At 43.5% G+C, this 12,558-nt stretch carries 14 protein-coding genes; 7 read left to right on the forward strand and 7 right to left on the reverse strand.

Annotation, left to right across the window (positions count from 1 at the left end; genetic code table 11):
• Window positions 1–8 precede the first annotated feature (8 nt).
• Together FNC98_RS00090 and FNC98_RS00095 are read left to right on the forward strand one after the other, a co-directional pair.
• On the forward strand, window positions 9–482 hold the full coding sequence (locus FNC98_RS00090) for a DUF494 family protein (RefSeq protein WP_143579354.1): 474 nt from the start codon (window positions 9–11) through the stop codon (window positions 480–482).
• Window positions 483–657: 175 nt separating this feature from the next.
• A complete protein-coding gene (locus FNC98_RS00095; RefSeq protein WP_143579355.1) occupies window positions 658–1,209 on the forward strand; it encodes a topoisomerase DNA-binding C4 zinc finger domain-containing protein in 552 nt (183 codons plus the stop codon).
• A gap of 628 nt (window positions 1,210–1,837) precedes the next feature.
• Here the strand turns inward: FNC98_RS00095 and FNC98_RS00100 are convergent.
• The 3 genes from FNC98_RS00100 to purE form a co-directional block, all read right to left on the reverse strand.
• Entirely contained in the window at window positions 1,838–2,365 is a 528-nt protein-coding gene (locus FNC98_RS00100; RefSeq protein ID WP_143579356.1) for a hypothetical protein, read from the reverse strand.
• 269 nt (window positions 2,366–2,634) lie between these two features.
• Window positions 2,635–3,777 (reverse strand): 5-(carboxyamino)imidazole ribonucleotide synthase, encoded by a 1,143-nt coding sequence (locus tag FNC98_RS00105; protein WP_143579357.1) that lies wholly within the window; start codon window positions 3,775–3,777, stop codon window positions 2,635–2,637.
• Window positions 3,778–3,783: 6 nt separating this feature from the next.
• On the reverse strand, window positions 3,784–4,269 hold the full coding sequence (gene purE, locus FNC98_RS00110; RefSeq protein WP_143579358.1) for a 5-(carboxyamino)imidazole ribonucleotide mutase: 486 nt from the start codon (window positions 4,267–4,269) through the stop codon (window positions 3,784–3,786).
• A 226-nt stretch (window positions 4,270–4,495) separates the two neighbouring features.
• Between purE and FNC98_RS00115 the strand changes: the two genes are divergently transcribed.
• A complete protein-coding gene (locus FNC98_RS00115; RefSeq protein WP_409574588.1) occupies window positions 4,496–5,059 on the forward strand; it encodes an L-threonylcarbamoyladenylate synthase in 564 nt (187 codons plus the stop codon).
• Window positions 5,056–5,970: an oxygen-dependent coproporphyrinogen oxidase gene (gene hemF / locus FNC98_RS00120; protein WP_143579360.1), complete on the forward strand. Its 915-nt coding sequence runs from the start codon at window positions 5,056–5,058 to the stop codon at window positions 5,968–5,970. Before FNC98_RS00115 ends, hemF begins: the two co-directional genes overlap by 4 nt.
• An 8-nt stretch (window positions 5,971–5,978) precedes the next feature.
• Here hemF and FNC98_RS00125 read toward each other — a convergent pair whose 3' ends face one another.
• From FNC98_RS00125 to FNC98_RS00135, 3 genes are read right to left on the reverse strand one after another with little or no spacing between them, the layout of a single operon-like run.
• Entirely contained in the window at window positions 5,979–7,700 is a 1,722-nt protein-coding gene (locus tag FNC98_RS00125; RefSeq protein WP_143579361.1) for an ArnT family glycosyltransferase, read from the reverse strand.
• Window positions 7,700–8,392 (reverse strand): TVP38/TMEM64 family protein, encoded by a 693-nt coding sequence (locus FNC98_RS00130; protein WP_143579362.1) that lies wholly within the window; start codon window positions 8,390–8,392, stop codon window positions 7,700–7,702. Before FNC98_RS00130 ends, FNC98_RS00125 begins: the two co-directional genes overlap by 1 nt.
• Window positions 8,385–9,113 (reverse strand): glycosyltransferase family 2 protein, encoded by a 729-nt coding sequence (locus FNC98_RS00135; RefSeq protein ID WP_221932935.1) that lies wholly within the window; start codon window positions 9,111–9,113, stop codon window positions 8,385–8,387. Before FNC98_RS00135 ends, FNC98_RS00130 begins: the two co-directional genes overlap by 8 nt.
• Window positions 9,114–9,403: 290 nt before the next feature.
• Here FNC98_RS00135 and FNC98_RS00140 point away from each other — a divergent pair, with 290 nt between their 5' ends.
• From FNC98_RS00140 to FNC98_RS00150, 3 genes are all read left to right on the forward strand, one after another.
• Window positions 9,404–10,099, forward strand: coding sequence for an OmpW/AlkL family protein (locus tag FNC98_RS00140; protein WP_143579364.1), 696 nt, complete (start codon window positions 9,404–9,406; stop codon window positions 10,097–10,099).
• A 129-nt stretch (window positions 10,100–10,228) separates the two neighbouring features.
• Window positions 10,229–11,056, forward strand: a complete 828-nt coding sequence (aroE, locus tag FNC98_RS00145; protein ID WP_143579365.1) for a shikimate dehydrogenase — start codon at window positions 10,229–10,231, stop codon at window positions 11,054–11,056.
• Window positions 11,057–11,296: a hypothetical protein gene (locus FNC98_RS00150; RefSeq protein WP_143579366.1), complete on the forward strand. Its 240-nt coding sequence runs from the start codon at window positions 11,057–11,059 to the stop codon at window positions 11,294–11,296. It begins immediately after the preceding gene.
• 6 nt (window positions 11,297–11,302) lie between these two features.
• Here the strand turns inward: FNC98_RS00150 and FNC98_RS00155 are convergent, their stop codons facing one another.
• Complete coding sequence (locus FNC98_RS00155; protein WP_143579367.1) at window positions 11,303–11,854, reverse strand: gamma carbonic anhydrase family protein; 552 nt, start codon at window positions 11,852–11,854, stop codon at window positions 11,303–11,305.
• Window positions 11,855–12,558: the final 704 nt, after the last annotated feature.

Here is a 12,558-nt window from a genome sequence, read left to right on the forward strand (position 1 = left end):
GGATAGTTATGTTCGATATTCTTATGTACCTTTTTGAGAACTATATTCATAGTGAAGCCGAGGTAATGGTCGATCATGATGTCCTGACCGATGAATTGACCCGAGCTGGATTCCATCAAGATGAAATCTACAAAGCCCTTTCATGGTTAGAGAAACTTGCCAATCTACAAAATACTGACGCTTATAATTTTCTGACCAAGCGTCCACAACAATCGGTTCGTATTTATACGCCTCAGGAAACCACGTTTTTAGATACCGAATGTCGCGGTTTTCTAATGTTTCTTGAAAACGTTAATGTGCTCGATTTCGCAACCCGCGAAATGGTAATCGACAGGGTTCTGGAGCTAGATACTAAAGACTTTAATATCGACGATCTTAAGTGGGTTGTATTGATGGTGCTATTCAATGTGCCGGGGAAAGAATCTGCTTATTCGCAAATGGAAGATCTCATTTTTGACGAATGCGAAGGTCCGTTGCACTAGGTTCATTGAATTTTTCTGGGTGCAATCAGCAATAGAATAATTTAGCCAAAAAAAACTCCTAACAAAAAGACCATAAAGATAAGCTGCTCATGGTATAAACGACGGACGTAAAGTTTGGTGTGCAAACTTTCTGTGTCATAATAGAGCCTTCATTTCATCTTTGGGGTGCGTTAGCATGTCAAAATCCGATAAATCATTGTTCTCTTTGCATGAGCATGCGCTACAAAAGGCCAATGAAACTTGTCCGGTTTGTGACGCGCCATTGCAAATCAAGCATTCAAAAGCCGGAAGCTTTTGGGGCTGTAGCCAATATCCTAAGTGTGATTACACCCGCCCGGTAAAAGAAACTTCTAAGTTTGAAGAACAATTGCTTCCGGGTAGCGAATGTCCAAAATGCGGCGACTCCCTGGCGGTAAAGCAGGGGCGTTATGGTATGTTTATTGGCTGCAGTAATTTTCCGGCTTGCGATCATATTGAGCAGGAGCAGGAAGAAACCCTTGATGTGCAATGCCCAAGTTGCAAGAAGGGGCACTTACGAGAAAAGAGCAGTCGCTTTGGCAAAACCTTTTATGCCTGCGATACCTATCCGAAATGCAAATATGCGGTAAACCATCCACCGGTCGCGCAAGATTGCAAAGAATGTGGCTTTCCGCTGTTATTGAAGCGCAATATGGCGGCTGGTGAAAAGCTGCAATGTGCGGATAGAAAGTGCGGAAAGTTTCAATAAACGGGAGCTTAAGCTCCCATAGTACGTATCGTAAACGATACTTCGGGTACGTGACGGAAAACGCCACTTCGAGCACACAATCAAAGATTGTTCCGGGTTACCGACATGGATGTTGGTATGCAGAATTTGTCTGGAACCGAAATTCTGTACCCGCGACAGAAAACGTCGCTTCGAGTGAAAAGCAAAAAACCTTGCGTCATTCCCTGATACTACAGGGAATCTTGGCCTGGGCCGAATGTCTCTGGTGTGCCAACAGCGGGAGTTAAAACTCCCTGAGTACGTATCGCAAACGATACTCCGGGTACGTGACGTAAAGCGCCACTTCGAGTACACAATCAAAGATTGTTCCGGGTACGCGACAAAAAACGTCGCTTCGAGTGAGGTAAGCTTCGCTGGTGGAAGAATGCATCAAAAAACCTTGCGTCATTCCCTGATACTACAGGGAATCCTAGCTAGGGCCGAATGACTCAAATGTGCCAGGAACAGTCCGATAGCGATTGCTATGATTAGGTTAATTTTAAGTTTTTGCCCCTGAAAAACAGACACCAAAGCAGCGCAAATAGAAGTGCTTGCCGTGGTGTCCTTGATCGCCTTGAGTCAGGCAATTCACTTGATTTTTTCGTTATATTTACTTAGAAATAGCCAAGGATTCCATTATTTTCTTACCTATTGGTAGCCATTTCTCTGACTGTTCTTCCGTAGTGTTAAACGCAGCTAGAAGAAAACGTCCATCGACAGATGTTCCATACATGATGTTGTGAATTTGGGTATCAGCTGCAGGGGTAATCAATTCCATTACCATGAACTTTTGTCCATTTTGCTCAATAACTTCATCCCTCAGCCAAGTTGCTGAAGCGTACATGTTGTGAAACATCTTTGAGATTGATGCATGAGCTCTCTCTACCTGCGCAGGCGACATAGCATTGTTAGTATGGTTGAATGCCAGCGTCACTTCACCTGTTGCATCGCTCAGAACTTCAGTGGGCCTCGTAGACGCTGGATATTTGATCTCCAAAATATTAGCTGGCATGGGACCAAATTCTTTTGGAGCTTGAATTGATACTTTGCCATTTAGCGCAAAGATTTCTGTAAATTCAGATGCAATCGAAGATGCACAAAAAAATGCAACCCCTAAGGCTAACAATAATTTTCTCACTATTACTCCTTCGTGTGATGTAAATATATAATTGTAATTACGAACAAATAGTACTTTTTCTGACTATTAGGGCAACTGCTCAAACCTGAACATAATGACAGTTATTCTCGGTCAGGAAGAGCGGTCATTTTAGTAAATATTGGATGATATAACCAATGACTGCTGTTCTAATCACGGCCGTTGGCCGCTCATTTAAACTACCGGAGAATACGTTGCTACGCAAACCAGATTTACAGACAATAAAAAAGCACCCTCAGGCGCTTTTTTATTTAGCTAATGTCGCTGACGTACTGTTTAACACCCGGGAAGTCTTGCTCCGGCAGTATCTCAGTAATTTTTGTCAATCTTGCTAACAACTCGGCTTTATCTGTACCACACACATTGATGTGACCCATCTTGCGGCCTGGTCGTTTACTTTTGCCGTACCAGTGCAGCTGTGTACCTGTAACAGCCAGGATTTCATCGGGCACCGTATCGGCGCCGAGAATGTTAATCATTGCTGTTGGGCGAACCAGCTCTGTGCTACCCACAGGCAATCCGCTAACGGCGCGAATATGATTGGCAAACTGACAGGTATCTGCGCCTTGTTGAGTCCAGTGACCTGAGTTATGAACCCGTGGCGCAATTTCATTAACCAGTAATTTGTCGCCAACCTGGAAGAATTCGATCGCTAGCACGCCAGCGTATTCTAGAGCATCAGCAACTTTGGCAAAGGCATCGGCGGCTTGTTGTTGTAAGCCCTGATGTTCACCAGTAGCTAGAGAAACACTAAGAACACCATTGCTGTGATGATTTTCCGTTAATGGGTAGGCGAAAGTATTACCGTCAATATCACGCACACCAACCATGGAAACTTCGCGGTCAAAAGGAATCATCTGCTCGGCAATGATTCCCTGAGCAACACGGCCTTTAGCTTGCTCTAGAAATGCAGCGATATCGTCCCAAATCAAATTAACATTGCTGTCTGCTTTAATACGCCATTGGCCCTTGCCATCGTATCCCTCTAGCGCACTTTTCAGTACCAAAGGTACATTTAGGTGTTCAATGGCCTGAAGCAGGTCGTCTTTGCTTTCAATAACCTTATAAGGCGCGTTGGCAACACCGGCTTTATCCAGTAATGCTTTCTCTAAACGGCGATCGCCGCCAGTTTTAATGGCCTGGCTCGATGGGCGTAATTTACCTGAAGCTTCGCATACCGCCAGAGTCTGGTGATCAATATGCTCAAACTCCGCGGTGATTACGTCAGCAAACTCAATACCCTGATCTAAATCGCCAAAGGTAAGCTCAGGTGCTAACGGGTCAACAACGGTTTTGCTGCCGACATCATAGGCACGAATCGCAATGTTAAGAGGTTTACTTGCCAGCGCCATCATGCGTGCGAGTTGGCCAGCACCTAACACGAGAACATTCATTAGCGTTTATGGCTCCTGAGGATCTGGATTATCCAGGATAGTTTGGGTTTGTGTCTGACGGAATGATTCGATAGCGGCCATTACTGTTTCGTCATGGGTTGCCAGGATCTGCGCAGCTAATAGACCTGCGTTAGCTGCACCAGCGGTACCGATGGCTAAGGTACCTACAGCGATGCCTTTTGGCATCTGCACGATGGATAGTAATGAATCCTGTCCGGATAATGCCTTGGATTGTACCGGTACACCAAGAACCGGAAGAGGGGTGAATGCTGCTGTCATACCCGGAAGGTGCGCGGCACCACCAGCACCGGCAATAATGACTTTAATGCCACGATCTTTGGCAGCTTCAGCGTATTCGGCAAGCAAGTGAGGAGTACGGTGTGCAGAAACGACTTTTGTTTCATAACTAACGTTTAAGGAATCCAGCATCTCTGCTGCATGTTTCATCGTTGGCCAATCGGACTTTGACCCCATGATAATGCCGACTTTCATGTTACGCGCCTATTTATCAAACCAATAAAAAATAAGGAAACCCCAGAGTTTGCCTCTGAGGTCGAAAAATAAGCGGCAATTATACCTATCTTTAACTAAATCCCAAAACAATCATGGTAGGGATTTTCCTAATGACGAAGAATTTGTTGCAAAAACATGACACAAAGTTTGTTTGTCGGTGGCAACACTTGTTAAAATTAGCCTTATTTATCGTTTAGCAGGAACTATTGTGTCAAACGCGTCTGAACCTACCGCTGTTGATATCTTTTCTGAGGGTGGAATTATAGCTTACCCGACCGAAGCCGTATTTGGTCTTGGTTGTGATCCGGATAATGAGCAGGCAATTGAAAAGCTGTTGACCATAAAGCAGCGCCCAAAGGAAAAGGGATTGATATTGCTGGCGGGTAATTACTCGCAGTTATTGCCGTACGTTGATGACAGTGCAATCCCTCAAGACAAACGCTTTAGCGTGTTTTCGAGATGGCCCGATGGTATTACTCAGGTGTTTCCTGCAAAACCCGGTTTATCGGATTACCTAACCGGACAATTTACGACAATTGCGATACGCGTAACCAGTCAACCAGATGTAGTTGCGTTATGCGAGCAAACTGGCAAACCTATCGTTTCGACCAGCGCAAACCTGACTGGCGAGCCGCCTGCGAAGACCTGGCAAGAGGTCGAACAGCAGCTATCAGAGCAGGTAGATTTTATTATTAAAGGTGAAACCTTAGGGTTCACCAAACCTTCAACCATCATCGATGCGTTAACCGGAGAAACATTTCGCCAATGAGTCAGGTAGATATTCAACCCGTAGTAGATTTTTTAACTCAGCTTCAGGATAACATTTGTCAGCAGCTTGAGTTAGCAGATGGTAAGGGCAAATTTGTCGAAGATAAGTGGCAACGCGAAGAGGGCGGCGGTGGTCGCACGCGAGTTTTAACCGAAGGTGCGGTTATTGAACAAGGCGGCGTCAATTACTCTCTGGTCAGTGGTAATAAGTTACCGCCTTCGGCCACAGCACATCGTCCTGAACTGGCAGGACGTACCTGGCGCGCCTGTGGGGTATCCTTGGTTATCCACCCTAAAAATCCATTTATTCCAACTTCCCATGCCAATGTCCGCTTTTTTGTTGCCGAAAAAGAAGGTGAAGATCCGGTATGGTGGTTTGGCGGTGGCTTTGATTTAACACCGTTTTATCCGTTCGATGAAGATGTTAAGCATTGGCATCAGGTAGCTCTCGATCTGTGTCAGCCATTTGGTGATGAGGTTTATGACAAACATAAAGCCTGGTGTGATGATTATTTTTATCTGAAACATCGTAATGAAACCCGTGGTGTCGGCGGTTTGTTTTTCGATGATTTAAATGAATGGGATTTTCAGCAGTGTTTTGATTACATCAAGGCGGTTGGCCAAGGCTTTATCGATGCCTATGTACCAATTATCGAGCGTCGCAAGAACCATCCTTATGATGATAATCACCGTCAGTTTCAGCTATACCGTCGTGGTCGCTATGTAGAATTTAATCTGGTATTCGACCGGGGAACTTTATTTGGCCTACAAAGTGGTGGCCGAACCGAATCCATCCTGATGTCGATGCCGCCATTGGCTAGATGGCAATATAACTTCCAACCAGAAGCACAAAGTGCAGAAGCAAAACTTACGGATTACCTGACACCGAGAGATTGGCTTAAAGAGCTCTAATCCAGTTTCTAGCGGCAATATTGCTCCGGGTCCTTGGTGTTAACCAGATGCAGGCGATGTTTTTTAGTGTAGGGAAATTGCGCTAATAACACATCGCCATTTCCCAATTCTAGCGACTCTCCATTTTCTAATAGAAATAACCAAATCGCCGCTTGCTTGGTGGTAAAGGTTTTACAGTCAACCGGCGTTACTAAACGCTCCTCATCGTAAAAATATATACCGTGGGATAGGTTGTGATCGCCATACACGGAAGTGGTTCTAATGTCGGTTGCGGTCGGAGAATTTACTACCACTTTCTCTTTAATCGCTTTTATTTGTTGAAGCGAACCCTCTATGTCTCGATATTCATGCAGACTTTTGTCCCGATAGGGCAAGCTGTAACTTAAATCGAACAAACGCACTAAGAGCACAAGTATGATCGAAAACTGTAAAAACGATTTGCCTTGCTCAATGGCTTTATCTGCTTTGGGTAATTGCCATTGACGGACTGCCAGATAAACAGAAATAGACAGAATGACCAGCAAGCCGATATTACTTTGCCAGGATACAGGCGCCATCACCATAACGACGGCGCACGCGACAATTAACAAACTATAAAATACCATTGGAATGCTTTTACCCAGATTTTTTTGATACCTGGCCAGCCAATTACCCGCCTTTAACTGGTCGTTAATCCAGAGATCAATAATCATCGCACTTAAAAGTAACGCTAGAATAAACATCGGCATGAAATAGCGGACATTACTGTCGCCGATCAACATAACTGGCAGCAGGTTTAGCACTATCCCCACTAAGCAAAAAAGATACAGGTCACCATAATTTTCCTTAAGGCGCATTCGCAATGATTTAGCCAGCAGCACAGGTAATAAAAGACTTGCTGGAAGTAATGCCAACCAGACTTCGAACGGATATTTGATGACCCCCAGCAGATACTCGATAGTACTGCCTTTATTTTGTCTCGCTGCCATTTCTGCCTGATTCAGTTCCACAGATGACTGCAAACCAAATTTCACTAACATTGGCAGCCACCAAAGGGCAGCGAATATTATCGGGATCAATAATGTACTTAGCAGTACAGTTTTATTTACCTTGGGCCACAGCCGGCAATAGGTGAGAAAGCCAAAAATGGTTAAAAAGTAGCAGAGAAGTGCTGCTTCTCGTTTGCATAAATAGGCGAGACCCAGACACGTCATGGACACAACCCAGGCGGTCTTGGATTGTTGTTTCTGCCAATAATAAAACCAGGTAAACAATGATAGGTTTACCAGCACCATAAATACCGTATCAAGCTCGGCAGACGTCGCTTTGCGAGCAAGCTCGGGGGTAAATAGCACCATCAACATTAGCCATACTTGCACTCGCAAACTCAAGTATCTTCGAGTAAACAGGAACAGAGAAATGATACCCGCGAAAGTGAATAGCAAGGATGGCAGTCGGGCGGATAGCTCATTGATTTCGCCGCCGGTAAAGCTACTAGTCAGGATAATTGTCCAGTTGAACAAGGGAGGTTTAGCCCAATAGGCTTGCTGATTGATGGTGGGAGTTAACCAAGTACCATTTTGTGCCATTTCTCTGGCCACCAGCGCTCTGCGGGTTTCTTCATGGTATAACCAAATCGTATCCATACCTGGGATATAAAGGGCAACAATTGCGATGATAGCGATAAGAATACCGATAAGAAAAAACAGGCGTTTTCTCAACCCTAAGGTTGCCATGTAGGATGATTCCATTATTTTTGCTGAAGGAAAGGATTGGACAAGGGTTGATTGCGCTCTTTTTTATACAGCCACAAACTAAGAGCAAGACTAATGCACAATAATACGCCACTAAGTATCAATTGAAATTTAGACTGCATACTGACACCACTGCCGCTGAGTGAGAAAATGATCATTTGTGGCAGATAGCCAATGAATGAAGCTGCGAAAAATTGGCTTTTGTTAACCTGACTAACCCCAGCAGCAAGGTTAGTTAATAGGTTACTTCCGATTGGAAAAAGACGAATGATCAGTGTCTTGTAAAAAACGTTTGTAGAGAGAAAGGCACTTAAGCGATTAATTAAGTCAAAATTGGCTCGTAACTGATGTCGTTCTGACAGCTTAATTGCGAACCCATAACAGAGCATACAACCTAACAAAACCGCAAAGGTTGCGATAAACGTTCCGTACCAAAAACCTAAGCTATAACCCGCAAGGAACGCGATTACCTGACGCGGAAAGCCAAACATGGTGCTCAGTGCTGCAATGGCTATAAACGCAAGCTGCACACTGAATGATGAAGGCTCCAGGGTGGTCCAAAAGGATTGACTCAACAGCCCATCGAAAACATATCGCTGCAGGAATAATGCAATACCAATAAACAGCGCAAAGCTAAGGACGGCCTTGGCAACATGCTTTTTAATTTTTACATCCGTGACTCTATTCATGGTTTGTTTCAATGATATCGGCACGTTTGCAACGCCTGGTTAGCCAAAATACACCAAACAAGTCGACCAGACCGACAAACGCCCGATTTCGAAATGAGTAATTTGAGCTGCCACTTAAGCGCTCGCGGTGGTTAACTTCAACCACTTCAATATGTCCGCCAAGTCGCTTTATCAGTGCGGGTAGAAAACGATGCATATGATCGAAATAGGGTAGTAGGGTATAGGTAGCTTTCGGGATGACCTTGATACCGCATCCGGTATCAGGGGTATCATCATTGAGAAAGGCCTGACGAATCTTGTTAGCTATTTTCGATTGCCAACGCTTCCAGGAATTGTCACCAACACGGTTCTTTCGATAGCCGGCAATACAAAAGTGGCTGTATTGAGGTTGTGCCATCGCAATTTCAATGAGTTTTGGTAAATCCGCAGGGTCGTTTTGACCATCGGCATCTAAGGTGGCTATCAAACTGCCGTTACTATGTTTAACGCCGTTAAAGACAGCCGTACTTTGACCAACACTGGATTTATGGCGAACGATGTGCAGATTATCCTGTGACTTTTGCATCTGCAGTAACCGTTGTAAGGTCTCATCTTCGCTACCATCATCAACGTAGATGATTTCATATTCATAGTTCCCAGACAGTGCCTGATTTATTTCCCGTATGAGTGGTTCGATATTGTCCTGTTCATTTTTTGCCGGAACCACGACTGAAATATCAATATTCATAAAATGCTAATTAAATCCCAATGAGATCATCTCAAACGCATAAATTGAACACGACTGGCAATGCCAGGTAACAAAACCTAACTATAGACAATGGCTAAAGTTTTGCCGATTTTGTCAATTTATTAACCTTCAGTTTGATGCAAATCAACAAGCACCCACCCGGTTATCGACTAAACTTTTAGTGCTGGTCGGATTTGTACTTAAGGCTAAAGCGGAGAACGCCTTGAAGTCCTGTACTTATCTTGAGTAGTTCTTTTGTGATTTGTTCTCTGAGGGAGAGAAGTATGAAAAAACAAATCGTAACTCTGGCGATAGCAACAGCCCTGTTAAGTGGGGCTGTGCATGCCAATGAAGCCGGTGACTGGGTAATCAGAGCCGGTGCAACCAATGTAGATCCTGATAGTGGTAATTCAGGTGTATTTGTCGAAGCGTTAGGTGGGGATACACCATTATCCCTGTCCGTTGAAGACGATACACAGTTGGGTCTTAATTTCGCTTATTTCTTCAGCCCAAACTGGGCCATTGAATTACTTGCGGCAACGCCGTTTCAACATGACGTAATCATCAATGATCCTGAAGGTATAGCACCTGGCATCTTCGGTGTGCCCGTCGATGGTGCAACCTTGGCCGAGGTAAAACACTTACCACCAACATTGAGTGTATTGTATTACTTTACATCCGCTGGCAGTTTTCAGCCTTATGTTGGTCTGGGTTTAAATTACACCACATTCTTTGAAGAGAAATTCAAGTCGGATCCAGATGCTCTTGGCTTTAACGACTTAGAGTTAGATGATTCCTGGGGTTACTCAGCCCAGATCGGATTAGATTTTTACTTTACCGATAATTGGCTAGTAAACGCATCGGCTCGTTATATTGATATCGAAACGGACGCAGACTTCAATATTGGTGACATACCTGGTTCGTCCAATGTCGAGATAGACCCTATGGTTTACTCACTGATGTTAGGTTATAAGTTTTAATTGAACCTCAAGGTTTAACTAATAGCCAACTTGTATAAAAGCAGCGTTTCTGGCGCTGCTTTTTTAATTCCATTCGTTTATTCAATTCGATAGGATGACCAGATATCAACTCTTAAATAAAGTAATGCTATGAATTCCCGGCAATATTGCGTGTTCGGTAACCCTATCAAACAATCCCGTTCTCCTTGGATACATCAACAATTTGCAAGTCAGCTAAATATCAATATTGATTATCAGGCTAGGCTTGCACCTGAGGATGGATTTGCCGATGCTTTTAAATCGTTTGTTGCTGCTGGCGGTGAAGGAGCGAATGTAACCGCACCGTTTAAAGAACAAGCCTGGCAATTGTGTGATAGTTTATCTACGACGGCCAAAGCTAGTGGTGCAGTGAACACCCTTTATTTAGAGAGGGATAAACTTTGCGGCGATAACACCGATGGTTTTGGCTTAGTGGCAGATCTACACCGACAACAGGTGCAGTTAATCGATGCAAAAATATTGTTGTTAGGTGCCGGTGGCGCTGCAAGGGGAGTGATCCCCGCACTATTAAGTGAAAATCCAAAATCATTGACGATTGCCAATCGCACCGCATCGAAAGCTCATAATCTGCAAAATCATTTCAGTGACTCAAGAATTCTCGCCTGTGGGTTTGATGAACTGCAAGCCGGTAGTTTCGATGTCATTATTAATGCAACCTCGGCGGGTCTTGCTCAGCAGCGTCCAGATGTGAGTTCATCTATTATTGGCGCCAATACGATTTGCTATGACATGGTGTATCAGGCTAAACCTACGGGGTTTATGACATGGTGTCACGATCATGGCGCCAGCCAATGCATTGATGGTCTGGGTATGCTGGTAGGGCAGGCGGCAAAAAGCTTCTCTATCTGGTTTGGCACCATGCCGGATATCGATCCGGTAATTGAAGAGCTGAGACGTTTGCTTATTCAGGGGAAATAAATGAATCAGTCACTTTTATTCAATGATGATTTTGAGGTGCTTGTTGATCAATCTCTGGTTCGATTTAGTGGCATGGCATCCGGAAGAAAGGTTGTTATAGTCGTTAACTTCAAACCGAATGCACTACCCAAGCCTGGTGCGATTAGCCAGGAGTTAAAGTTCGATTTGGAAGCACTGGTGGAAGAGTGGACCGAAGATAATGATCTCGATGATGTTACCGAGATCAGCTTGAGTTACTAACGTTTTTTATTCAGTTTCCGCGAGATATTCGTCCTTTAATAGCACGTAGTTCTCGGCAGATTTTGCCAGAAACTGAATTTCAGCGTCATTTAACTCTCGAGCCTTTTTCATCGGATTGCCAAAGTAAAGGTAGCCAGATTCTAAAACCTTGTTAGGTGGTACCAAGGTACCGGCACCAATAATCACATCATCTTCAACCTTAGCTCCATCCATAATAATCGCACCCATGCCGACCAGTATTCGACTTCCTAGTTGACATCCATGCAGCATAGCTTTGTGTCCTATGGTTACATCGTCGCCAATAATAAGAGGATGACCATCAGGGTTGTACGGGGTTTTTCGAGTTACATGTAAAACCGTGCCATCCTGAACATTGGTACGTTTGCCGATACGAATAATATTGACATCACCTCGTGCTGCAACAAGAGGCCAAATACTACTATCTTCGCCGATATGAATATCACCGACGATTACACTCGAAGAATCAATGTAGACATTTTTGCCTAATGTAGGGCTGATATTTTTATATGAACGGGTTGAAGGGTGCTTAGCAGGCATAAGGATAATTACTTTATTTGACGATTTGAGTATAAATTTAACAAAGAAAGGCTAAAACGTTAAAAAAATTGTTAATTAAATTGCGATTTACATCCCAAAAACTTAAAAAACACCATTAAGTTATTGATTATATGTGAGGAGTTTTCTTAATACTCAAAGAGGAGATGGCAATTATAGGTAATCGTTGAACCGCTTAATATATATGGCTTGTACGGAATTTGTGCAAATAAACGAGTTTTTCGATTTTTTTCAAAAAAACAGTTGACGTGAAATTCAAAATCCCTAAAATGCGCATCCACTTCCACGGGACATCCCTACGAAGTGTTTTGAGAAGATAACTAAAGACGAGAGTCACAGTTATAGCAACCGAAACGGTAAGATTTGAAAACAAACTTTTCAAATTAATTTACGAAAAACGGTTGACATCAAAACTGGATGGCGTAGAATGCGCATCCGCTCTGAACGACAGAGCAAACACCAAACACAAATGAGATGTTTGGTTAACTTCGCAAGAAGTAGTTCTTTAACAATTAGTTATCAAGCAATTTGTGTGGGCACTCACGTTAAGATTGATTTTACCATTAGCTCGTAAGAGCAAATAGAAAAGTCTTAATGATTTGTGACACATGAGTCTTTATTAATTTATTTAATAATACGTTTATATGTCAGTTACCTTAATTGGTAACAAGTGATTCATTGAGCAG

The sequence above is a fragment of the Thalassotalea sp. PS06 genome (assembly GCF_007197775.1).
In the GTDB taxonomy this organism is placed as follows: Bacteria; Pseudomonadota; Gammaproteobacteria; order Enterobacterales; family Alteromonadaceae; genus Thalassotalea_A.

Excerpts from the sequence above, each read along its gene's own strand:
- FNC98_RS00125 (WP_143579361.1), bottom strand. The coding sequence starts at position 7,700 with ATGGAATCATCCTACATGGCAACCTTAGGGTTGAGAAAACGCCTGTTT.
- FNC98_RS00130 (WP_143579362.1), bottom strand. The coding sequence starts at position 8,392 with ATGAATAGAGTCACGGATGTAAAAATTAAAAAGCATGTTGCCAAGGCC.
- FNC98_RS00150 (WP_143579366.1), top strand. The coding sequence starts at position 11,057 with ATGAATCAGTCACTTTTATTCAATGATGATTTTGAGGTGCTTGTTGAT.
- aroE (WP_143579365.1), top strand. The coding sequence starts at position 10,229 with ATGAATTCCCGGCAATATTGCGTGTTCGGTAACCCTATCAAACAATCC.
- FNC98_RS00095 (WP_143579355.1), top strand. The coding sequence starts at position 658 with ATGTCAAAATCCGATAAATCATTGTTCTCTTTGCATGAGCATGCGCTA.
- FNC98_RS00090 (WP_143579354.1), top strand. The coding sequence starts at position 9 with ATGTTCGATATTCTTATGTACCTTTTTGAGAACTATATTCATAGTGAA.
- FNC98_RS00105 (WP_143579357.1), bottom strand. The coding sequence starts at position 3,777 with ATGAATGTTCTCGTGTTAGGTGCTGGCCAACTCGCACGCATGATGGCG.
- purE (WP_143579358.1), bottom strand. The coding sequence starts at position 4,269 with ATGAAAGTCGGCATTATCATGGGGTCAAAGTCCGATTGGCCAACGATG.
- FNC98_RS00140 (WP_143579364.1), top strand. The coding sequence starts at position 9,404 with ATGAAAAAACAAATCGTAACTCTGGCGATAGCAACAGCCCTGTTAAGT.
- hemF (WP_143579360.1), top strand. The coding sequence starts at position 5,056 with ATGAGTCAGGTAGATATTCAACCCGTAGTAGATTTTTTAACTCAGCTT.
- FNC98_RS00155 (WP_143579367.1), bottom strand. The coding sequence starts at position 11,854 with ATGCCTGCTAAGCACCCTTCAACCCGTTCATATAAAAATATCAGCCCT.